General features: G+C 64.7%; 21 protein-coding genes. 10 read left to right on the top strand and 11 right to left on the bottom strand.

The genetic code is table 11. The annotated features are described in order from the left end of the window. Window positions 1-71 precede the first annotated feature (71 nt). Window positions 72-884 carry a L,D-transpeptidase gene (locus tag L630_RS0112775; RefSeq protein ID WP_024848644.1) on the top strand — a complete coding sequence of 271 codons (813 nt, stop codon included), beginning with the start codon at window positions 72-74 and terminating at the stop codon, window positions 882-884. Between the two features lie 642 nt (window positions 885-1,526). Here the strand turns inward: L630_RS0112775 and glcF are convergent. The 3 genes from glcF to L630_RS0112760 are packed head-to-tail and all read right to left on the bottom strand — an operon-like array spanning window position 1,527 to window position 5,538. Further along, window positions 1,527-2,837 carry a glycolate oxidase subunit GlcF gene (glcF, locus tag L630_RS0112770; RefSeq protein ID WP_024848643.1) on the bottom strand — a complete coding sequence of 437 codons (1,311 nt, stop codon included), beginning with the start codon at window positions 2,835-2,837 and terminating at the stop codon, window positions 1,527-1,529. Then, entirely contained in the window at window positions 2,837-4,042 is a 1,206-nt protein-coding gene (gene glcE, locus L630_RS0112765) for a glycolate oxidase subunit GlcE (RefSeq protein WP_024848642.1), read from the bottom strand. The genes glcF and glcE overlap by 1 nt, the downstream gene beginning before the upstream one ends. After that, window positions 4,042-5,538, bottom strand: a complete 1,497-nt coding sequence (locus L630_RS0112760; RefSeq protein WP_024848641.1) for an FAD-linked oxidase C-terminal domain-containing protein — start codon at window positions 5,536-5,538, stop codon at window positions 4,042-4,044. Before L630_RS0112760 ends, glcE begins: the two co-directional genes overlap by 1 nt. A 170-nt stretch (window positions 5,539-5,708) precedes the next feature. On the opposite strand from L630_RS0112760, the gene L630_RS21430 reads away from it, so the two are divergent. From L630_RS21430 to L630_RS0112740, 4 genes are read left to right on the top strand one after another with little or no spacing between them, the layout of a single operon-like run. Beyond that, entirely contained in the window at window positions 5,709-6,479 is a 771-nt protein-coding gene (locus L630_RS21430) for an FCD domain-containing protein (RefSeq protein WP_034330253.1), read from the top strand. Between the two features lie 10 nt (window positions 6,480-6,489). After that, the gene (locus L630_RS0112750; RefSeq protein WP_024848640.1) at window positions 6,490-7,254 is read left to right on the top strand and encodes a (Fe-S)-binding protein; all 765 of its coding nucleotides are present in this window, start codon (window positions 6,490-6,492) and stop codon (window positions 7,252-7,254) included. 11 nt (window positions 7,255-7,265) lie between these two features. Then, a complete protein-coding gene (locus L630_RS0112745) occupies window positions 7,266-8,417 on the top strand; it encodes an alpha-hydroxy acid oxidase (RefSeq protein ID WP_024848639.1) in 1,152 nt (383 codons plus the stop codon). A 9-nt stretch (window positions 8,418-8,426) separates the two neighbouring features. Next, complete coding sequence (locus L630_RS0112740; protein ID WP_024848638.1) at window positions 8,427-9,179, top strand: metallophosphoesterase; 753 nt, start codon at window positions 8,427-8,429, stop codon at window positions 9,177-9,179. Between the two features lie 13 nt (window positions 9,180-9,192). On the opposite strand, the gene L630_RS23165 is transcribed toward L630_RS0112740, so the two are convergent. Next, window positions 9,193-9,330: a hypothetical protein gene (locus L630_RS23165; protein WP_186441378.1), complete on the bottom strand. Its 138-nt coding sequence runs from the start codon at window positions 9,328-9,330 to the stop codon at window positions 9,193-9,195. A 250-nt stretch (window positions 9,331-9,580) separates the two neighbouring features. Between L630_RS23165 and hisS the strand changes: the two genes are divergently transcribed. From hisS to hisG, 3 genes are read left to right on the top strand one after another with little or no spacing between them, the layout of a single operon-like run. After that, complete coding sequence (gene hisS, locus L630_RS0112725) at window positions 9,581-11,038, top strand: histidine--tRNA ligase (RefSeq protein WP_024848636.1); 1,458 nt, start codon at window positions 9,581-9,583, stop codon at window positions 11,036-11,038. After that, window positions 11,035-12,153: an ATP phosphoribosyltransferase regulatory subunit gene (locus tag L630_RS0112720; RefSeq protein WP_024848635.1), complete on the top strand. Its 1,119-nt coding sequence runs from the start codon at window positions 11,035-11,037 to the stop codon at window positions 12,151-12,153. The genes hisS and L630_RS0112720 overlap by 4 nt, the downstream gene beginning before the upstream one ends. Further along, complete coding sequence (gene hisG, locus L630_RS0112715) at window positions 12,150-12,845, top strand: ATP phosphoribosyltransferase (RefSeq protein WP_024848634.1); 696 nt, start codon at window positions 12,150-12,152, stop codon at window positions 12,843-12,845. Before L630_RS0112720 ends, hisG begins: the two co-directional genes overlap by 4 nt. 293 nt (window positions 12,846-13,138) lie before the next feature. Here the strand turns inward: hisG and L630_RS21425 are convergent, their stop codons facing one another. From L630_RS21425 to L630_RS0112680, 7 genes are all read right to left on the bottom strand, one after another. Next, the gene (locus tag L630_RS21425) at window positions 13,139-13,510 is read right to left on the bottom strand and encodes a DoxX family protein (protein ID WP_034330249.1); all 372 of its coding nucleotides are present in this window, start codon (window positions 13,508-13,510) and stop codon (window positions 13,139-13,141) included. A 130-nt stretch (window positions 13,511-13,640) separates the two neighbouring features. Further along, window positions 13,641-15,032 carry a class II fumarate hydratase gene (gene fumC / locus L630_RS0112705; RefSeq protein ID WP_024848633.1) on the bottom strand — a complete coding sequence of 464 codons (1,392 nt, stop codon included), beginning with the start codon at window positions 15,030-15,032 and terminating at the stop codon, window positions 13,641-13,643. Between the two features lie 68 nt (window positions 15,033-15,100). Beyond that, window positions 15,101-15,535 carry a YqaA family protein gene (locus L630_RS0112700; RefSeq protein ID WP_024848632.1) on the bottom strand — a complete coding sequence of 145 codons (435 nt, stop codon included), beginning with the start codon at window positions 15,533-15,535 and terminating at the stop codon, window positions 15,101-15,103. Between the two features lie 103 nt (window positions 15,536-15,638). Next, window positions 15,639-15,827, bottom strand: a complete 189-nt coding sequence (locus tag L630_RS0112695; RefSeq protein WP_034330247.1) for a CsbD family protein — start codon at window positions 15,825-15,827, stop codon at window positions 15,639-15,641. Between the two features lie 126 nt (window positions 15,828-15,953). Then, complete coding sequence (gene groL / locus L630_RS0112690) at window positions 15,954-17,594, bottom strand: chaperonin GroEL (RefSeq protein WP_024848630.1); 1,641 nt, start codon at window positions 17,592-17,594, stop codon at window positions 15,954-15,956. An 82-nt stretch (window positions 17,595-17,676) separates the two neighbouring features. Continuing rightward, entirely contained in the window at window positions 17,677-17,973 is a 297-nt protein-coding gene (groES, locus tag L630_RS0112685; protein WP_024848629.1) for a co-chaperone GroES, read from the bottom strand. Between the two features lie 140 nt (window positions 17,974-18,113). Further along, on the bottom strand, window positions 18,114-18,830 hold the full coding sequence (locus L630_RS0112680; RefSeq protein WP_024848628.1) for a type 1 glutamine amidotransferase: 717 nt from the start codon (window positions 18,828-18,830) through the stop codon (window positions 18,114-18,116). Window positions 18,831-19,017: 187 nt separating this feature from the next. On the opposite strand from L630_RS0112680, the gene L630_RS0112675 reads away from it, so the two are divergent. Together L630_RS0112675 and L630_RS0112670 are read left to right on the top strand one after the other, a co-directional pair. Then, complete coding sequence (locus tag L630_RS0112675; RefSeq protein ID WP_348602064.1) at window positions 19,018-19,545, top strand: hypothetical protein; 528 nt, start codon at window positions 19,018-19,020, stop codon at window positions 19,543-19,545. A 66-nt stretch (window positions 19,546-19,611) separates the two neighbouring features. Continuing rightward, window positions 19,612-20,706 (top strand): OmpA family protein, encoded by a 1,095-nt coding sequence (locus L630_RS0112670; protein WP_024848626.1) that lies wholly within the window; start codon window positions 19,612-19,614, stop codon window positions 20,704-20,706. Window positions 20,707-20,722 lie beyond the last annotated feature (16 nt).

Genomic DNA, 20,722 nt, shown 5'->3' with positions numbered 1-20,722 from the left:
GGTTGTTCACACTTTTTGCGGCGCTTGTCCTGACAATCCGCGTCACGACGATGGGTTTGAGGGTACGTCGCATGAGATTGACTTTGTCCTTCCTGATCGCGACTGCGATCTCGGGTCTTGGCTTGCAGCAGGCAGCAGCAAGCGACCGCTACCGGGAGGCGCCGCCGCTGCTCGTCAGTCCCGATCTTTCCGCGCCATGGGTCATCCAGCTGCAGCGGGCCCCGCAGGGCCGCCCTGTTCACCGGGCAGAGCCCCGCCGCCAGCCGCAGCCGGCACCTGCGCTCCGCGTCCGTGTGGCGCCCGATCCGGTTGTGCGCTCGCGTGCCACGCCGAAGCCGAATGTCGTTGCCCGCGAGCGCAAGCCGGACGAGGTGCGGACCGCCGCGCTGCCGAGCGCGCCGCGCGACATCCCAAAGCCGCGGGAGATCGATCCAAAATTCCTGCCGCAGGTCGTCGATTATGACGGCCCGCACAAGCCAGGCACGATCGTCATCAATACGCGCGAGCACTTCCTCTATCTTGTCGAGGAAGGCGGCAAGGCGCGCCGCTATGGCGTCGGCACCGGCAAGCCCGGCTTCGAGTGGGCCGGCACCCACAAGGTCACGCGCAAGGCCGAGTGGCCGGACTGGCGCCCGCCTGCGGAAATGATCGCCCGCGAGAAGAAGAAGGGCCGCATCCTGCCGACCTTCGTGAAGGGCGGGCCCGAAAATCCGCTGGGCGCGCGAGCGCTTTATCTGGGCTCGACACTTTATCGCATTCATGGCACCAATCAGCCGCACACGATCGGCGGCAACGTGTCGTCCGGCTGCATCCGCATGCGCAACGAGGACGTGATCGACCTCTACGACCGCGTGCCGGTGGGGGCGACGGTGATCGTGATCTGAATATCCCGGAGGGGGGATGGCCGGTCAGGTTCGGGGACAAGCCTGACCGGGGCGCAGCGAAAGCTGCGACGCCAAGGGGCGGAATGGCATCGGCCATCCGTCCCTTTTCGTTTTTTGTGCCGGGGTTAAACGTCTTGGAGCGTCGCGATTTAGCGCAAGCTTGAGCCTGCCATGGTTCATGCCAGACGCCCCCTCCGCCGCCTTCGGCGGCACCTCCCCCGCTTCGCAGGGGAGGATCCCGGAACCGTTGCGCAAAGTTCTGCACGGCCGCGAGAGCATCAGCGTGCCGGCATGGATGGCCGGGTCAAGCCCGGCCATGACGAAGCGGAAATGATGCAGCGGTCCGATCCCTAGCTGCTGAAACGTTGCTGATTTTCCGGGCCCCTTCCTCTTCGTCATCCTCGCCAAGCCCGCGAAGCGGGCGCGAGCAGGGGATCCATGCCAGAGACGCTCCAAGATAAGCGGGGCCTGGCCGTGAGCTGCGACCTCAGGATCCTCCCCTGCGAAGCGGGGGAGGTGCCGCCGAAGGCGGCGGAGGGGGCTGCCGGATGCTGCATTTCAGATGCAGACGCTGCTTCTCAGCTGCTCTGCGCTTGCATTCAATGCACAGCGCCAACGACAGCTGCGGACCGTCGACCGTCCCTACCCCGCCGACGGCACACCCTCCGGCTTCCTTCCGCCATAGGCCCAGTCGAGCAGTTTTACCGTATGCACCACCGGCAACCTGGCCGCCGAGGCGATCTGGGTGATGCAGCCGATATTGCCGGTGGCGACGAGTGCAGCACCCGTCGCCTCGATGTTCTTCACCTTGCGCGCCTTGAGTTTTGCCGAAATCTCCGGCTGCAGGATGTTGTAGGTGCCGGCCGAGCCGCAGCAGAGGTGCCCTTCCGCCGGTTCCTTGACAATGAACCCTGCCTTCTGAAGCAGCTCCTTCGGCTGACGCACGACCTTCTGGCCGTGCTGCATCGAGCAGGCCGAGTGATAGGCAACGGTGAGGCCCGGACGGATCGCGGGCTCCGGCAATTCGATCGAGGCAAGGTACTCGGTGATGTCTTTCGCCAATGCAGACACGCGCGCGGCCTTTTCCGCATAGGCCGGATCGAGGCGCAGCATGAAGCCGTAATCCTTGATCGTCGTGCCGCAGCCGGAGGCGGTGATGATGATGGCGTCGAGCCCGCCATTGTCGATCTCGCGCGTCCAGGCGTCGACGTTGCGGCGGGCAGCTGCAAGCGACTCCTCCTCGCGGCCCATGTGGTGCACCAGCGCGCCGCAGCAGCCCTCGCCCTCAGGCACCACGACCTCGACGCCGATGCGGTTGAGCAGGGAAACGGTCGCGTCGTTGATGCCTGGCTCCAGCACCGACTGCGCGCAGCCGGTAAGGATGGCAACGCGGCCACGCCTCGTGCCGGCGGCGGCATGGGTCGCAGGCTCGGAGATCTTCGAGGCCGCCGGAACCGTCTCGGGCGCCAGCCGCAGCATGGCACCAAGCGGGCGCAGCGGCCGGACCTTGTCGAACAGCCCCGTGAACGGGCGTCCGAGCGCCGCCAGCTTCAGCGCTGCGCGGAACCGCGACGGGTAGGGCAGCACCGCCGCCAGAAGCGACCGGATCATGCGGTCGATCAGCGGGCGCCTGTAGGTCTTCTCGATATGCGTGCGGGCATGATCGACCAGGTGCATGTAGTTCACGCCCGACGGGCAGGTCGTCATGCAGGACAGGCACGACAGGCAGCGGTCGATGTGGGTGACGATCTCGTCATCGGCCGCACGACCGTTCTCGAGCATGTCCTTGATCAGGTAGATGCGCCCGCGCGGGCTGTCGAGCTCGTTGCCGAGCGTGACGAAGGTCGGGCAGGTCGCCGTGCAGAAGCCGCAGTGGACGCATTTGCGCAGGATGGATTCGGCCTCCGCGACGTGCGGATCGGCGAGCTGGGCGAGCGAAAAGTTGGTCTGCATCAGAAACCCATCCTGCCGGGATTGAGGATACCCTTAGGGTCGAATTGTTCCTTGAGGCGCTGCGACAGGGCGGCAAGGCCCCGCGCCGGCGGCTGGAACAAGGGAACGCCGTCGCGAACCATCGGATGCGCGCGAATGAGCGTTGCGTGCCCGCCGCCGAACTGCGCGATGAGGCGGCGCACGGCCTCCGCTTCCGGATAGGCCTCCATGCGCAGCCAGATCAGGCCGCCCTGCCAGTCGTAAAAGGCATCGACGGCTGCTTCCATGCGCAGCGCCATCACCATGCGGTGGCCTTCCGACGGCGTCATCGACACCCGCCAGACAGGGCGCGGGGTGCCGTCGGCGAAGGGCCGGCAGTCGCGGATCTCGCGCCAGAGTTTTCGCGACTCATCACCATCGATGCGCCCTTGCGTGCCCCTGCCCTGCAGGAGGGCGGCCAGGCGCTCGAAACGGTAGTCGACCGAGGGGCCAAAGCCTTCGAGGCGCAGCAGGGTCGAGCCCTTGCCGCGCAAGGCGCCGTCGAGCACGCGGCCGGTGACGCTTTCGGGCAGATGCGCGACGGACGCGACCTCGCCGCTCGAGCCCATCGCGATCGACATCGCTTCCGCCGCCTGTTCTTCGGCCAGGCCGCGCAGGACGAGCGTTGCTTCCGTCTCCGCGCGAGGCATGACCTTGAAGGTGACGTCGGTGACGACGGCAAGCGTGCCCCAGGAACCTGCCATGGCCTTGGAAAGATCATAGCCGGTGACGTTCTTGACGACGCGCCCGCCCGACTTGAACGCTTCGCCTCGACCGGAGACGGCATGAATGCCGAGGATGTGGTCGCGCGCGGCACCCGCCTTCAGCCGGCGCGGGCCGGAAAGGTTGGCCGCCAGCACGCCACCGATCGTACCGCGGCCCTCAGCCTCGCCGAGCAGCGGGCCGTAGTCGAGCGGCTCGAACTGGAGCTCCTGGTTGTGCTCGGCCAGCAGCGCCTCGATCTCGGCGAGCGGCGTTCCGGCGCGCGCCGAAAGCACCAGTTCCTCCGGCTCATAGAGCGTGACACCTGTCAGCTTCGACAGGTCGATCTGGTGCTCGGTCTGGGTGACATGGCCGATCCCGCGCTTCGACCCGTGCCCCAGCACCTCGACGGGTGTTTCCTCTGCGGCCGCCCAGCGGACGGTCTCGAGCACTTCTTCCGGTGTGGTTGGCGTGAAACGGGTCATCAGAATCTCGGAATGTCCGGAAAGGCGATCTGGCCGCGATGCACGTGCATGCGGCCAAGCTCGGCGCAGCGGTGCAGCTGCGGGAACACCTTGCCGGGGTTGAGCAGATGGTTGGGGTCGAAGGCGCACTTGACCCGGATCTGCTGGTTGAGGTCGTCCTCGGAAAACATTTCTGGCATCAGGTCGCGCTTTTCGACGCCAACGCCGTGCTCGCCAGTCAGAACACCGCCGACCTTCACGCAGAGCCGCAGGATGTCGGCGCCAAACGCCTCGGCACGCTCCAACTCGTCGTCCTTGTTGGCGTCGTAGAGGATCAGCGGATGCAGATTGCCATCGCCGGCGTGGAAGACGTTGGCGACGCGCAGGCGATGCTTTTCCGAGAGCTCGCGCATACCAGCCAGCACCTTCGGCAGTTCCTTGCGCGGAATGGTGCCGTCCATGCAGAGATAATCGGGCGAGATGCGGCCGACTGCCGGGAACGCGGCCTTGCGGCCGGCCCAGAAGGTCATGCGCTCGGCTTCGGAATTCGAGACGAGACAGGTGGTCGAGCCGTTCGCTCTGGCAAGCGTTTCGACGCGCTGGATCAGGTGGTCGACCTCGGCCGCCGGGCCGTCGAGCTCGACGATCAGCAGCGCCTCGACATCGAGCGGATAGCCGGCGTGAACAAAGTCTTCGGCCGCGTGGATCGCGGGCCGGTCCATCATCTCCATGCCGCCGGGAATGATGCCCGCGCCGATGATGTCGGCAACGCACTGGCCGGCCTGCTCACTCGACGGAAAGCCGAGCAGCACGGCGCGCGCCGTCTCCGGCTTCTTGAGGATACGGACCGTGACCTCGGTGACGACGCCAAGCAGGCCTTCCGAGCCGGTCATGATGCCGAGAAGGTCATAGCCCTCCGCGTCGAGATGCTTGCCGCCAATGCGCACCACCTCGCCGTTCATCAACACCATCTCAATGCCGAGCACGTTGTTGGCGGTGAGGCCGTATTTCAGCGAGTGCACGCCGCCGGAATTTTCGGCGATGTTGCCGCCGATCGAGCAGGCGATCTGCGACGACGGGTCCGGCGCGTAGTAGAAGCCCTCGTGCTGGACGGAATTGGTGATGCCGAGATTGGTCACGCCCGGCTGCGCGGTCACCGTGCGGTTGGCGTAGTCGATGTCGAGGATGCGGTTGAAGCGGGTCATCACCAGCAGCACCGCGTCGCCCAGCGGCAGCGCACCGCCCGACAGCGACGTGCCCGAGCCGCGCGGCACGACGCGGATATTGCGGTCGTGGCAATATTTCAGGATGCGCGAGACCTGCTGTACCGTCTCCGGCAGGACAACGACCAGCGGCATCTGGCGGTAAGCGGTCAGCGCGTCCGTCTCGAACGGGCGCATGCCGTTCTCGGTGTGAACGACGCCCTCGCCCGGGACGATGATCTTCATGTCGGCGATGATTTCATCGCGGCGGGCGATTGTCTGCGCGTTGAGCGCGGGCATGACGAGACCGGACATCGGCAAACTCCGAAAGTGGTAAAATCTCTTTACCAGTGTGCGCCGCAGACGGCAATCCACGAACGCATTCATGCACCGCGACGCCGTGACGCTTCGCCAACCGGATAATAAATTTGACCGGTCGGCACCCACTTCTTATACTTGGCCACAAAGAACGGGCCTCATAAGCCGTGAACGAGATATTCTCCCGCGTTACCCACTCCCGCACCGCCGACGACGTGATCGGCCAGGTCGAGATGCTGATTCTCGAGGGCGTCGTGCGCCCCGGCGACAAGCTGCCGGGCGAGCGCGAGCTGGCGCGGCAGTTTGACGTGTCGCGGCCCATTGTACGCGATGCGCTCAAGGAACTCGAACAACGCGGGCTGGTTGTGACGCGGCCGGGCGGCGGCACCCACGTCGCTGACGTCATCGGCGAGGTGTTCGCGCCGCCGGTGATGGACCTCATTGCCGGCAATCGCAAGGCCGCGGCCGATTATCTCGAATACCGCCGGGAAATCGAAGGCGTCGCAGCCGAGTTCGCCGCGCGCCGTGCAACCGAGGACGACCGTGCCCTGCTTGCACGCATCATGCAGCGGATGGAGGAGGCCAACGCCAGCGGCAATTTCGAGGACGAGGTTGCCATCGACGTCGAGTTCCACAACGCGGTCGGCGAGTGCGCGCACAACATCATTCTCCTCCACACGCTGCGCTCCTGCTACCGGCTGCTGGCCGACGGCGTCTTTCTCAGCCGCACCTTGATCTACAAGACCCCGGCGACGCAGGAGGTGCTGCTTGCCCAGCACCGAGCGATCTACGACGCCATCGTCGCCGGCGATCCCGATGCCGCGCGCGCGGCGGCGCGGGCGCATATCGACTATGTCGAGCGGGCAATGAATGAAGCCGAGCGGAGTGGCGAATGGCAGCGCGTCTCGCGCCTGCGCCTTCGCCAGCGCGGCGGTTAGGCGAGCGGCAATGGGGCTATCAGAAAACCTTCGTCCGCGCGTGGGCCTGTTCACCACGTGCCTGGTCGAGTCGTTCCGGCCGGCCGTTGGCTACGCCGCGATCAGGCTGTTGCAAGAGGCCGGTTGCCGGGTTGAAGTGCCAGAGGCGCAGCACTGCTGCGGCCGCCCTGCCCTGCGAGCGGATGACCTCGACGATTTGCGTGGCCATGCCGAACGGGTGATCGACACCTTCGACGGCTATGATTTCGTCGTTGCGCCTTCCCCCTCCTGCGCGAGCGTTTTGAAGCGCTATGCCGCGCTCCTTGCCGATGAGCCGGAATGGGCGGAACGCGCCGCACGCTTCTCCGAAAAGGCCTATGAGCTGACGGCGTTCCTCGCCGACGTGATGCAGGCTGAACCCGGCTCGACACGCGTCGATGCAAGCATTGCGCTGCACGACAGCTGCACGGCACTCGGAGAACTCGGCATCCGCGAACAACCGCGCGCGCTGCTTTCGGCAGTCGAGGGCGTCGCGCTCCGGGAGCTTCCCGGCGCCGCAAAATGCTGCGGCTTCGGCGCCAGCGCCTGCTCATCCTCTTCCGCCGCGCTCACCGACGACATTCGTGACGCAGGCGCCGGCATGCTGGTTTCCAGCGAACTCGGCTGCCTGCTTGGCATTGCCCGCAAGCTCAAGCGGGATGGTTCGGCAATCGAGGTTCGGCACATTGCCGAAGTTCTTGCCGGCATGAACGAGACACCGCCGATCGGCGGCGCGACCAGACAAATCCGAACATGAATGAGGCAAGGATGGACAAGTACCTGACTATCGCCGACCTGAAGGAGTGCGCGCGCCGCCGTGTGCCGAAGATGTTCTTCGACTACGCCGACTCGGGCGCATGGACGGAAGGCACCTACCGGGCCAACGAGGAAGATTTTCAGAAGATCAAGCTGCGTCAGCGCGTACTGGTCGACATGACCAACCGCTCGCTGAAGACGACCATGGTCGGCCAGGAAGTTTCGATGCCGGTCGCGCTCGCGCCGACGGGCCTCACAGGCATGCAGCACGCCGACGGTGAGATGCTCGCGGCCCGGGCCGCTGAGGAGTTCGGCGTGCCGTTCACGCTGTCGACCATGAGCATCTGCTCGATCGAAGACGTCGCCTCGGTCACGAAGAAGCCGTTCTGGTTCCAGCTCTACGTGATGCGCGACCGCGACTTCGTGGCCGACCTGATCGACCGCGCCAAGGCGGCGAAATGCTCTGCGCTGGTGCTCACCGCCGACCTGCAGATCCTCGGCCAGCGCCACAAGGATTTGCGCAACGGCCTGTCCGCGCCGCCCAAGTTCACGCCCAGGCACATCTGGCAGATGGCGACCCGCCCAGCCTGGTGCATGGGCATGCTCGGCACCAGCCGCCGCACCTTCCGCAACATCGCCGGCCACGTGAAGAACGTGACGGACCTGTCCTCTCTTTCATCGTGGACCGCCGAGCAGTTCGATCCGCAGCTGTCGTGGAAGGACGTTGCCTGGATCAAGGAACGCTGGGGCGGCAAGCTGATCATCAAGGGCATCCTCGACGTCGAGGACGCGAAGATGGCGGCCAACACGGGCGCCGACGCGATCATCGTCTCCAACCATGGCGGCCGCCAGCTGGACGGCGCGCCGTCGTCGATCTCGGTGCTGCCGGAGATCGTCGATGCGGTCGGCGACCGCATCGAGGTCCATATCGACGGCGGTATTCGCTCCGGCCAGGACGTGCTCAAGGCGCTGTGCCTCGGCGCGAAGGGCACTTTCATCGGCCGCCCGTTCCTCTATGGCCTCGGCGCCGGGGGCAAGGCGGGCGTCACGCGCGCGCTCGAGATCATCCGTCGCGAGCTCGACATCACGCTGGCACTCTGTGGCAAACGCGACATCCGCGATGCAGGACCAGACATGCTCTACAAGCCGAGGGAACGCGGCTAGACTGGGGGCATGAACCTCGGCAAGGGCATCGACTATACGAACGCGACAGGTCCCGATGGCATACGCATCTATGCCATCGGCGACGTGCATGGCCGCTTCGATTGCCTGAGCCGGATGCACGAGATGATCGCGGACGAGATCGCCCGCGATCACATCGCTGACTGGCGCATCATCCATCTTGGCGACTATGCGGACCGTGGGCCGCAGTCACGCGAAGTGCTGGATTTCCTGGCGAGGGCTTCAGCGCGCGACGAGCGGATCATTGCCCTCTGCGGCAATCACGATGAGGGCTTCCTCGACTTCCTCGCCAATCCGCAGGACGCCTATCTCTTCATCGACTATGGCGGATTCGACACGGCCGCGTCCTACGGCGTGGAGCTAAGAACGATGCGGCGCGACGAGCTCTTCGAGAGCCATTGCCAGCTTCTTTCGGCGATGCCGGACTCGCACCTGCAGTTCCTGCGCGACCTGAAGCACTCCGTCACGTTCGGCGACTTCTTCTTCTGCCATGCGGGTGTGCGGCCGGGCGTCGCGCTCGACTCGCAGTCGACGCACGATCTGTGCTGGATCCGGGGCGAGTTCCACAACCACCGCGGCCTGTACGACAAGGTCATCGTGCACGGGCACACGCCGTGCCGCGAGCCGGAGGTGCTGCCCAGCCGCGTCAACGTCGACACGAAGGCATTCGCCACCGGCAGGCTGACGGCACTGGTGATAGACGGAAAGGAAAAGCGCTTTATCGCGACCGATCTCGGCCGCTAGCCAGGCTCAGCGATCAGCGGGCTTCCGCGACCCCGTAGCCATCGACCACGCGGTGGCCGCTTGCGGCATCTGCGGAATAAATGGCTGCGCCCCACATCAGAATGCCGGACAGCATGAACACGGACAAAAATGCGGCTTTCACGGGGGTCATCTCGGTTGCTTCTCAGCGGAGTTTTAGGGCGCCTTGGTTACGATCCGGTTAGGACGTGGCGCGAGGTTGGGGGGCTCATAATCCTGCTTTGAGGCAAACTCCATAGCCCCCGCTTTGGTTTCATCTGGATATTTTGCAGAGTTGCTGAAATGCAACTGCGTCCTCTCCTTGCCGCTCTTCCTCTTATCGGGTAGGAAACCGGCGCTCATTCGGCACAAGATCTCCAACACAGAACGGACGGAATACGGCGATGGCTGAGAAGGCGGAAAAGATGAAGGCGCGGCTCCCGCGGGGCTTCGTCGATCGCCATTCGGCCGACATCCGCGCGGTCGACGCCATGACCGCGAAAATCCGTGCGGTCTACGAGCTCTACGGCTTCGAGCCGATCGAGCAGCCGATGATCGAATACACCGACGCGCTCGGCAAGTTCCTGCCCGACCAGGACCGCCCCAACGAAGGCGTCTTCTCTTTCCAGGACGATGACGAGCAGTGGCTGTCGCTGCGCTACGACCTGACCGCGCCGATGGCGCGCTTCGTCGCCGAAAACTTCGAGTCGATCCCGAAGCCGTTCCGCTCCTACCGCTCCGGCTACGTGTTCCGCAACGAGAAGCCGGGCCCGGGCCGCTTCCGCCAGTTCATGCAGTTCGACGCCGACATCGTCGGAACGCCGGGCCTCGCCGCTGACGCCGAAATGGCGATGATGATGGCAGACACGCTCGAGGCGGTCGGCATCAAGCGCGGCGACTACGTGATCCGCATCAACAACCGCAAGGTGCTCGACGGCGTGCTCGAGTCGATTGGCCTCGGCGGCGACGAGAACGCAGGCCGCCGCCTGACCGTCCTGCGCGCCATCGACAAGCTCGACAAGTTCGGGCCGGAAGGCGTGCGCCTGCTCCTCGGCAAGGGCCGCCTCGACGAAAGCGGCGACTTTACCAAGGGCGCCCAGCTCGACGACGACGCCATCTCCAAGGTGCTCGCCTATATCGAAACCGGCGAGGTTGCCGGCAACGAGGGCGTTGAGGAACTCGCCCAGATCCGCGAGCTGATCGCGGCTGCCGGCTATGATGACGGCCGCATCAAGATCGACCCGTCGGTCGTGCGCGGCCTCGAATACTACACCGGCCCGGTCTACGAGGCCGAGCTGCTGTTCGAGGTGCCGAACGACCAGGGCGAGATCGTCCGCTTCGGCTCGGTCGCCGGCGGCGGCCGCTATGACGGCCTCGTCTCGCGCTTCCGCGGCGAGCCCGTCCCGGCCACCGGTTTCTCGATCGGCGTGTCGCGCCTGACGGCCGCGCTCAAGAACCTCGGCAAGCTCGAAAACACCGATGTGACCGCTCCGGTCGTTGTCCTCGTCATGGACAAGGACACCGAGTCGCTTGGCCGCTACCAGAAGATGGTGTCGGCGCTGCGCCAGGCGGGCATCCGCGCCGAGATGTATCTCGGCGGCTCGGGTATGAAGGCGCAGATGAAGTACGCCGACCGTCGCGGCGCGCCGTGCGTCGTCATCCAGGGCGGCGACGAGCGCGCAAATGGCGAAGTGCAGATCAAGGACCTTGTTGCCGGCGCCAAGGCCGCGGCCAAAATCACCGACAACACCGAATGGCGCGCCAGCCGCCCGGCCCAGTTCTCCGTCAAGGAAGAGGAGCTGGTCGCCGCAGTCCGGGGCGTTCTCGAAGCGCAGAAGGCCGAGCAAAGCGGGGCGCAATGATCCAGCGCCTGCCACCCTTTGCCGCCGACATCCTCGCTCTGTTCGATGAACGCGGCGCGACCCGCACCGAGGTCGCCGTGCTGCAGCCGGCAGACCCCTTTCTCGACATGGCGGGCGAGGACCTGCGCCGCCGCATCTTCCTGACCGAAAGCGAGACCGGGCAGACGCTCTGCCTGCGTCCGGAATTCACCATTCCGGTCTGCCTCGACCACATTGCCTCGCAGGCCGGCACCCCGCGCCGTTATGCCTATCTCGGCAACGTGTTCCGCCAGCGCCGCGACGGCGAGGCGGAATTCCTGCAGGCCGGGATCGAGGATCTCGGCGAGACGGACATTGCCAAAGCAGACGCCCGTTCCGTTGCCGACGCGCACGCGCTGATCTCGCGCACGCTTCCCGGCGTGCCGCTGAAGATCACGCTTGGCGACCAGCGCGTGTTCGAAGCGGTGCTTGCTGCTCTTGGGCTGCCGCGCGGCTGGCAGAAGCGCCTTGCGCGCGCCTTCGGTTCGGCACCGCAGCTTGCCAGCGCGCTCGAAGACCTTGCGAACCCGTCGCACTCGGCGACCACCGACCAGAAGGCGGCGGAACTGATCGCCATGGGCGACCACGACGGGCTGGTGCGCTATGTGACCGAGCGAATGGAGGAAGCAGGGCTTTCCGCCTCCGCCGGCCGCACGCCGCAGGAAATCGCCCAGCGCCTCACCGAAAAGCAGCAGCTGCGCAGCGTGCGCCTGTCGAAGGAAGCGCTCGACGCGCTGAAGACCTTCCTCGCCATCCGCGCGCCGCTGGAGCAGGCGACCGACGCGCTCGAAGCCTTCGCGAAGGACACCGGCGTGTCGCTGGGCTCGGCGATGGAGCTGTTCTGCGCCCGCGCGGCGGCGATCGCCGCGCATGAGTTGCCGCAAGGGCTGGTCGTCTACGACGCCGCCTTCGGCCGCCCGCTCGACTACTACACCGGCCTCGTCTTCGAGATCACCTCGGGCGACGGACGCCCGCTGATCGGCGGCGGCCGCTACGACCGCCTGCTCACCATGCTGGGCGCGAAGGAGCCGATCCCCGGCGTCGGCTTCTCGGTGTGGCTCGACCGCATCGCCAACCTCAGGGGAGACGCGGCATGACGATCACGATCGCCCTCCCCTCCAAGGGCCGCCTCAAGGACGAGTCGATCGCCTCGCTCGAACGTGCGGGGCTGAAGGTCAACGCGCCGACCGATGCACGCAGCTACCGCGCCACGGTCGAGGGCCGCAGCGACGTTGAGATCGCCTTCATGTCGGCCTCGGAGATCGCGCGCGAGCTTGGCGCCGGCACGATCGACCTCGGCGTTACCGGCGAGGACCTGGTGCAGGAAACCATCGCCGACTGGGAGAACCGCGTCGCCATCGGCGCACGGCTCGGTTTTGGCCGTGCCGACGTCATCGTTGCGGTGCCGGAAGCCTGGCTCGACGTCGACACAATGGCCGACCTCGATGACGTGGCAGCAGAATTCCGCCAGCGGCATGGCCGCCGGCTGCGGATTGCGACGAAGTACTGGCGGCTGACGCAAAGGTTTTTCTCCAGCCAGCACGGAATCCAGGTCTATCGCATCGTCGAAAGCCTCGGCGCGACCGAGGGCGCCCCGGCGGCAGGCTCGGCAGACGTCATCGTCGACATCACCTCGACCGGCTCGACGCTGCGCGCGAACAAGCTGAAGATTCTCGAGGATGGCGTCATTCTGCGCTCGGAAGCCTGCCTGGTGCAGTCGCTCAAGCCGCGCAACGCCGAGGACGAGGCAACGATCACCTCGGTCTTCGCGGCGCTGAACGGCAGGTAGTCTCCACCGCTTCGTTCTACGGCAAACGTTCCGGCATGGATCCTCGGCTCAAGGCCGAGGATGACGAAGGCTGAGATCTGGCGCGCAAAAGCCGTGAGATGAGCGCACCCCTCTCCACTACCGACCTTCACGCCTGCCTCTCCTTCTTCGTCATGCCCCGGCTCGACCGGGGCATCCAGGCCTGAACCTCTCCACTCGCAACGCGTCCGAAGCCAGGCGCAAATCAGACCCGCGCCCACAGACAAAAAAGGCCCGGATCGCTCCGGGCCTTTCGTGTTCAGTGCTGCAGCCGCCTAGCGCTTGTCGACCGACAGCGCGCCGGGGCCTGCGGCGATAAGGGCGAGGAAGCCGCCGGCAACGGCAATGTTCTTCCAGAACACCGTCATTTCCGCCGGGAAGTGGCCGATGAAGGCGGTGGCGACACAGAAGGCGATGAACGCCCACGAGACGAGGCGCGTCTGGAAGCCGATGACGAGGGCAATGCCGCCGAGGACCTTGAGGGCGATGACCAGCCAGGTCACGACCAGCGGCATCGGCATGCCGAGGCTGCCGAGGTAGCCGGCAAATCCAGCCGCACCGAAGATCATCGGGAAGCCCGAGACGAGGAACATCAGCGCCAGCAGAATGCGGGCAGCAAGAAGAAGAATATCGTTGGCGTTGGACATGCAAAGGCTCTCCGTTTGGTCCCGCCGGAAATAAAGCTTTCCGACGCAACAACAAGCCAGCTAATGCCGAACTCATCGTTCACAAAAAGAGAACGGCAGGTAAACGGTCGTTCACAGATTTTTGTGTTGCTCAGCCCGGACGAGTCATCGCCTCCGGGCGCACGATCGCGTCATACTCTTCCGCCGTCACCAGCCCGGTCGCCAGCGCTTCCTCGCGCAGCGTGGTGCCATTCTTGTGCGCGGTCTTGGCGATCTTTGCCGCATTGTCGTAGCCGATCTTCGGCGCCAGCGCCGTGACCAGCATCAGCGAGCGCTCGACGCCTGCCCGGATGTTGTCCTCGCGCGGCTCTATGCCAACCACGCAATTATCGGTGAAGGAGACGGCCGCGTCGGCCATCAGCCGCACCGACTGCAGGAAGTTGTAGGCCATCACCGGGTTGTAGACGTTGAGCTCGAAATGGCCCTGGCTGCCGGCGAAGGTGAGCGCGGCGTGATTGCCGAAGATCTGCACACAGACCTGCGTCATCGCCTCGCACTGGGTGGGGTTCACCTTGCCCGGCATGATCGACGAGCCCGGCTCGTTTTCCGGTAGCGCCAGCTCGCCGAGACCCGCGCGCGGGCCGGAGCCGAGGAAGCGGATGTCGTTGGCGATCTTGAACAGCGAGGCCGCGACCGTGTTGATCGCGCCGTGCGAGAACACCATCGCGTCGTGTGCCGCCAGCGCCTCGAACTTGTTCGGCGCCGAGGTGAACGGCAGGCCGGTGATCGACGCGATCCGTTCCGCCACCTTCTCGGCAAAGCCGATCGGCGCGTTGAGGCCGGTGCCGACAGCGGTGCCGCCCTGCGCGAGCTGCATCAGGCCGGGAAGCGTAGATTCGATGCGGGCGATGCCGTTCGCGACCTGCGCCGCGTAGCCCGAAAACTCCTGGCCGAGCGTCAGCGGGGTCGCGTCCTGCGTGTGGGTGCGGCCGATCTTGATGATGTGGTTCCAGGCCTGCGCCTTGGCGTCGAGCGCGGCGTGCAGCTTCTTCAGCGCCGGCAGCAGGCGGTGAACGATCTCCTCAGCACAGGCAACATGCATCGCTGTCGGATAGGTGTCGTTCGAAGACTGGCTCATGTTGACGTGGTCGTTGGGATGGACCGGCTTCTTCGAGCCCTTCTCGCCGCCAAGCATCTCGATCGCGCGGTTCGAGATCACCTCGTTGGCGTTCATGTTCGACTGCGTGCCCGAACCGGTCTGCCAGACGACCAGCGGGAAATGATCGTCGAGCTTGCCGTCGATTACCTCCTGCGCCGCGGCGATGATGGCGTCGGCAAGTTGTGCGTCCAGCTTGCTGAGCTCGCGGTTGGCTTCGGCGGCGGCGCGCTTGACGATGCCGAGCGCACGGATGACCGGCTGCGGCTGCTTTTCCCAGCCGATCTTGAAATTGCCCAGCGAACGCTGCGCCTGCGCGCCCCAGTAGCGATCGGCGGGAACCTCAATCGGGCCAAAGGTATCTGTTTCGGTGCGGGTACTGCTCATGTCGGTCTCCAGTTCAGAGCCGTCCTTGGCTTGCTCGTCCGTTGGCTGGCGAGGCCGGCAGTGGGTGGTCAAATCTGGTCGATCAGCCACAGTACTGCTGCATACCGCGCCGTCTTGGCGATTGCCACCACCAAAAGAAACACCGGAAACGGCGTGCGCAGAAGGCCGGCAACCACGGTCAATGGATCACCTATGACCGGAAGCCAGGAAAACAACAGGCTCGGCCAGCCGTAGCGGCGGTACCAGCCACTCGCGCGTTCCAACTGGGCGGGCGAAACCGGGAACCAGCGGCGGTCCGAAAAACGGGAGAGATAGCGGCCTAGGAGCCAGTTAATGCACGAGCCGGTGATGTTCCCGATGCTGGCTACGGCAAGCAGCATCCCCGCAGGCCGCACTTCGGCGGCATGCATTGCCGCCAGCACCGCCTCCGACGCCCCGGGCAGGATCGTCGCCGAGGTGAAGGCGGAAAGCGCAAGGCCAATAAGGGAAGCGTCGGTGAACACCGGACGTGGTTAGCTGGCAGGCAGCAGCAGGTCCACCGCGAAATGTAAAAAGGAGCGAACCGTTAGGATCGCTCCTCAGTTTACGTTGCCTGAGTGGGACGCCTCAGAGCGCCTTCTTAACCTTGTCCTTGACGTCGCCGTAAGCCTTCTGCGCCTTGCCAGCGACCTGATCTACCTTGCCTTCAGCTTCCATCTTGCGGGAGCCGGTCGCCTTGCCGGCTGCTTCCTTCACCGCACCTTTGGCCTGCTTGGCCACACCTTTGACCTGATCTGTATTGGGCATGATTTCCATCCTTCATAACAGCCGATCGCGGCCGTGCAGGAAAACGGACTCATGTCGCTTTGGTTGCGCGCGGGCACAAAAAAACGGGGCGGCATTGCTGCCGCCCCGCTGATAACTGGCTGGTAGCCGGACTTATTAGAAGTCCATGCCGCCCATGCCACCCATACCGCCCGGCATTGCCGGAGCCGGGGAGTCCTTCTTCGGAGCCTCGGCGATCATCGCCTCGGTGGTGATCAGCAGGCCGGCAACCGAAGCAGCGTCCTGCAGAGCGGTACGGACAACCTTGGTCGGGTCGACGATACCGGCAGCGATCATGTCGCCGAACTCGCCGGTCTGGGCGTTGTAGCCGAAGGTGGACGACGCGTTCTCGAGGATCTTGCCGACAACGACCGAAGCCTCGTCACCAGCGTTCGTGGCGATCTGGCGAGCCGGAGCCTGCAGAGCGCGACGGATGATGTTGATGCCGGCTTCCTGGTCAGCGTTGGCGCCCTTGGCCGAGAGGTTGGCCGAAGCGCGCAGGAGCGCGGTGCCACCACCCGGAACGATACCCTCTTCCACAGCGGCGCGGGTTGCGTTCAGAGCGTCGTCGACGCGGTCCTTCTTCTCCTTGACCTCAACCTCGGTCGCACCGCCGACGCGGATGACGGCAACGCCGCCAGCGAGCTTGGCGAGACGCTCCTGGAGCTTCTCACGGTCGTAGTCCGAAGTGGTCTCTTCGATCTGCTGCTTGATCTGGGCAACGCGGCCCTCGATCTCGGCCTTCTGGCCGGCGCCGTCGACGATGGTGGTGTTCTCCTTGGAGATCTGCACCTTCTTCGCACGGCCGAGCATGTCGAGCGTGACGTTCTCGAGCTTGATGCCGAGGTCTTCCGAGATCACCTGGCCGCCGGTGAGGATCGCGATGTCCTCGAGCATGGCCTTGCGGCGGTCGCCGAAGCCCGGAGCCTTGACGGCAGCGATCTTGAGGCCGCCGCGCAGCTTGTTGACGACGAGCGTGGCCAGAGCCTCGCCCTCGACGTCCTCAGCGATGATAACCAGCGGCTTCGAGGTCTGAACGACAGCCTCGAGGACCGGCAGCATCGACTGCAGGTTGGAGAGCTTCTTCTCGTGCAGGAGGATGTAGGCATCCTCGAGATCGGCGACCATCTTCTCCGGGTTGGTCACGAAGTACGGCGACAGGTAGCCGCGGTCGAACTGCATGCCCTCGACGACCTCGAGCTCGGTCTCGGCGGTCTTGGCTTCCTCGACGGTGATGACGCCCTCATTGCCGACCTTCTGCATGGCCGACGCGATCATCTCGCCGATTTCCTTCTCGCCGTTAGCCGAGATGGTGCCGACCTGAGCAACCTCTTCCGAGGTGTTGATCTTCTTCGTGGCAGCGGCCAGCTGTGCGACGACGTCAGCGACAGCGAGGTCGATACCGCGCTTCAGGTCCATCGGGTTCATGCCGGCTGCGACAGCCTTGTGGCCTTCCTGGACGATTGCCTGGGCGAGAACGGTCGCGGTGGTGGTGCCGTCACCAGCGAGGTCGTTGGTCTTCGAAGCGACTTCGCGGACCAGCTGGGCGCCCATGTTCTCGAACTTGTCCTCAAGCTCGATTTCCTTGGCAACCGAAACGCCGTCCTTGGTGATGCGCGGAGCGCCGAACGACTTGTCGATGACGACGTTGCGGCCCTTCGGGCCGAGGGTAACCTTCACCGCATCGGCGAGGATGTTGACGCCGCGCAGCATGCGCTCACGAGCATCACGGGAGAAACGTACTTCTTTAGCAGCCATATTCAGCTCCAGTTTTCACGGCCGTGCGCGAAGCGAACCAGCCGGAATGAGAAATGAGAATTCGAGAGGGATCGGCCTGAAATCAGCCGATGATGCCCATGATGTCGGATTCCTTCATGATCAGGAGGTCCTGACCATTGAGCTTGACCTCGGTGCCCGACCACTTGCCGAACAGGACGCGGTCACCAACCTTGACGTCCAGCGGAAGCAGCTTGCCGGTCTCGTCGCGAGCGCCCGAGCCAACCGCGATGACTTCGCCTTCCTGCGGCTTTTCCTTGGCGGTGTCCGGAATGATGATGCCGCCAGCAGTCCGCTCCTCGGACTCAACCCGGCGCACAACGACACGGTCATGGAGCGGGCGGAAATTCGTATTTGCCATCTCTTGGTTCCTCAACAGGATAAAGGTTCCCTCTTCCGGCAGGGCGCCGGACGTTTAGCACTCACCGAGGGAGAGTGCTAACATGCCGCGAGAGATAGTGAGGGGCCCAAGGGGAGTCAATATCGAGGGCAACGTTTTGGTTACCGGGCGGAAGAACGCCTGATCGTCGCCACCCAGTTGCGGGCGATCTTCAGGCCCACCGCATCGGCAGCCGGGCCGAAACGCGCGGCATCCTGCGGGTGGCGCTCGGGCCAGTCGGGCTGCTTCTCCGCAATCCAGTCTGCGAAGTCGGCGCTCCACTGCTCGACGACCTTACGGTCAGCCTCGAAGTGAAACTGGATGCCATATGTGGCGCGGCCAAGGCGGAACGCCTGATTGTGCACCTTGATCGAGCCGGCAAGGCGGGTCGCACCGCGCGGCAGGATGAAGGTGTCATCGTGCCACTGGAAGATCGGGAAGGACGGGTCGACGCCCCTGAAGATCGGATCGGCCTCGCCCTCGTCATTCAGCTCGATGTTCTGCCAGCCGAATTCGGTCGCGCCGCCGATGATGTTTTCGGCGTTGTAGGCACGGGCGACCAGCTGGCTGCCGAGGCAGATGCCCAGCACCGAGCGACCCGCGTCGGTGAACTTGCGGATAAGCTTGAGCAGGTCCGGGAAGTAGGGATGGGTGTCGTCCGCAAGCGCATTCTGGCCGCCGCCGAGCACGATCAGCGCATCATGCGCCGAGGCATCCTTCGGCAACGGGTCGCCGAGATACGGGAAAATCGTCTCTACTTGCGCATTGGCTTCATCCAGTGCTGTTCCGAGAAGACCAAGACCAGTGCCCTGGAAATTCTGGACGACAAGGACGCGCATCAAAGCCTCTTCTTCATGTGGTGCAAAAAGCGCTGCGAGCGATAGCATGAGGCTCGCGCGACAGAAAGAGAGATGGCCTGTGCCACTGCAAAATCGGGTGGATCCGTACGGACAAATTCATGCGACACACGCGCGCGGGATATTCACCGGCAACCGAGGCGTCATCCACGATCCAGAAACCCGCACGTTGCTTCGGCGGCGATGGACGACGAAGGCCTGGATCATCTGTTCGCTCGAACATCCGCAAGGCATCCGCCGCGAGCCGATGGGCAGGAACTCGCCTTCCGGCGGCGCGGGCTGGACCGAGCTTTTCTTTCTCGACGAGCCGACTGCCCTTGCTGCCGGGCATCGCCCTTGCTTCTACTGCCGGCGCGAGGCGGCGAAGCAGTTTCGTCAGTGCTTTTCCGGCTCGCCGTCCGCGCCGGAAATGGACGCCATCCTCCATGCGGAACGACTCGCAAGCGGCGGCACTGCGCAGCAGCTTTCGACCGCCGAGGTCGCCGCTCTGCCGGAGGGTGCATTCGTTGCGGACAGCGAAAGAGCATTTGCTGTTCGCTCCGGCCAGCTGCTTCCGTGGAGCTTCGGCGGGTACGGCGGCCCGATGCCTGTTGCGAAGAATGCTGACTACCAGCTTCTCACACCATCGGCGACCGTCACCGCCCTGAAGAACGGTTACACTCCTAATTGGCACTCCAGTGCGGCTGGAGCCCCCTGACCAATCGACGCAATTTTCAACCAATGGTAAAAGACGCACACAAATTCCGTGTTTGGGGGGAGCCTGATGCGCATTCGCATACTCCGCGCGCTTTTGTTCGCCGGTTCGATCGTCCTTTCCGCTTCGCAGCCATCCTTTTCCGACGCCACCATCCCGACCGACGATACGCCGGGCTCCGCGGACCATCCGCTTTCCAAGCGCTACGAGGGCTCGTTCATCGTCTCGTACGAGCAGCAAGCCTACACCGACTTCAGCGTGCCGCTGGCACCGCTCAAGCGCAGCGACAATCCCGACGAGCGCGACAAGAAGAACAACTCCGTGTTCCGTCCCGAGCGCAGCGTCGACGTCGAGGGCGCGCTCACCCGCCTCGTCTACGTCATGCCCGAAGGCCGTTCGCCGCTCGAGGTGCTGCGCAACTATGAGGATGTGGCGGAAACGGCAGGCGGCACGGTCGAGTTCGAGTGCAAGGCAGAGGACTGCGGCGGCGACGCCACCCGCGCAGCCTATGGTGGCGGCAACAAGATGAGCCTCACCCAGCACTTCTTTTACGACACCGACATCAAGGACCCCGAACTTTCGACCGGCTCCTGCGCCGTCACCTCCAAGATTTCCGACCAGCGATTCTTCTCGGCGCGAATTCCGCAGGAAGCGGGCGATGCGTGGATCACCGTCCAGACCTACACCGTAGTGCCGGGCAACTACTGCACGGCGCTGAAGGACCGCACCGTCGCGATCGTCCATGTGCTGGAGCCGATGGAACGCGACAAGAAGATGGTACTGGTCGAGGCGAAGGAAATGCAGAACGCCATCGATCTCGACGGCAGCATCGCGCTCTATGGCATCTATTTCGACACCGACAAGACAGACCTGAAGCCCGAGTCAGATCCGACGCTAAAGGAGATCGCCGCGCTGCTCAGTAACAATCCAAACCTTGCCATCCTCGTCGTCGGCCACACCGACAGCCAGGGCAAGTTCGACTACAACCTTGACCTCTCCGCCCGCCGCGCCACTGCGGTGAAGAACGCACTTATCTCGAAGCACGGCGCGGATGGCAAGCGCATCGCAACTGCAGGCGCCGGGATGATGGCGCCCGTCGCCACTAACGACACCGAGGAGGGCCGTGCCAAGAACCGTCGCGTCGTACTCGTCAAGGCGAACTAATCGCTGCATGCGCGCC

The sequence above is a fragment of the Aminobacter sp. J41 genome (assembly GCF_000526635.1).
GTDB lineage: Bacteria > Pseudomonadota > Alphaproteobacteria > Rhizobiales > Rhizobiaceae > Aerobium.
Note: the sequence above shows the minus strand (reverse complement) of the source record. Positions and strands in the feature narration are given on the sequence as shown.

What these genes read in the sequence shown, in the direction of transcription:
- L630_RS0112775 (WP_024848644.1), top strand. Translation starts at nt 72, where the DNA reads ATGAGATTGACTTTGTCCTTCCTGATCGCGACTGCGATCTCGGGTCTT.
- glcF (WP_024848643.1), bottom strand. Translation starts at nt 2,837, where the DNA reads ATGCAGACCAACTTTTCGCTCGCCCAGCTCGCCGATCCGCACGTCGCG.
- glcE (WP_024848642.1), bottom strand. Translation starts at nt 4,042, where the DNA reads ATGACCCGTTTCACGCCAACCACACCGGAAGAAGTGCTCGAGACCGTC.
- L630_RS0112760 (WP_024848641.1), bottom strand. Translation starts at nt 5,538, where the DNA reads ATGTCCGGTCTCGTCATGCCCGCGCTCAACGCGCAGACAATCGCCCGC.
- L630_RS0112750 (WP_024848640.1), top strand. Translation starts at nt 6,490, where the DNA reads ATGGGGCTATCAGAAAACCTTCGTCCGCGCGTGGGCCTGTTCACCACG.
- L630_RS0112745 (WP_024848639.1), top strand. Translation starts at nt 7,266, where the DNA reads ATGGACAAGTACCTGACTATCGCCGACCTGAAGGAGTGCGCGCGCCGC.
- L630_RS0112740 (WP_024848638.1), top strand. Translation starts at nt 8,427, where the DNA reads ATGAACCTCGGCAAGGGCATCGACTATACGAACGCGACAGGTCCCGAT.
- L630_RS23165 (WP_186441378.1), bottom strand. Translation starts at nt 9,330, where the DNA reads ATGACCCCCGTGAAAGCCGCATTTTTGTCCGTGTTCATGCTGTCCGGC.
- hisS (WP_024848636.1), top strand. Translation starts at nt 9,581, where the DNA reads ATGGCTGAGAAGGCGGAAAAGATGAAGGCGCGGCTCCCGCGGGGCTTC.
- L630_RS0112720 (WP_024848635.1), top strand. Translation starts at nt 11,035, where the DNA reads ATGATCCAGCGCCTGCCACCCTTTGCCGCCGACATCCTCGCTCTGTTC.
- hisG (WP_024848634.1), top strand. Translation starts at nt 12,150, where the DNA reads ATGACGATCACGATCGCCCTCCCCTCCAAGGGCCGCCTCAAGGACGAG.
- L630_RS21425 (WP_034330249.1), bottom strand. Translation starts at nt 13,510, where the DNA reads ATGTCCAACGCCAACGATATTCTTCTTCTTGCTGCCCGCATTCTGCTG.
- fumC (WP_024848633.1), bottom strand. Translation starts at nt 15,032, where the DNA reads ATGAGCAGTACCCGCACCGAAACAGATACCTTTGGCCCGATTGAGGTT.
- L630_RS0112695 (WP_034330247.1), bottom strand. Translation starts at nt 15,827, where the DNA reads ATGGAAATCATGCCCAATACAGATCAGGTCAAAGGTGTGGCCAAGCAG.
- groL (WP_024848630.1), bottom strand. Translation starts at nt 17,594, where the DNA reads ATGGCTGCTAAAGAAGTACGTTTCTCCCGTGATGCTCGTGAGCGCATG.
- groES (WP_024848629.1), bottom strand. Translation starts at nt 17,973, where the DNA reads ATGGCAAATACGAATTTCCGCCCGCTCCATGACCGTGTCGTTGTGCGC.
- L630_RS0112680 (WP_024848628.1), bottom strand. Translation starts at nt 18,830, where the DNA reads ATGCGCGTCCTTGTCGTCCAGAATTTCCAGGGCACTGGTCTTGGTCTT.
- L630_RS0112670 (WP_024848626.1), top strand. Translation starts at nt 19,612, where the DNA reads ATGCGCATTCGCATACTCCGCGCGCTTTTGTTCGCCGGTTCGATCGTC.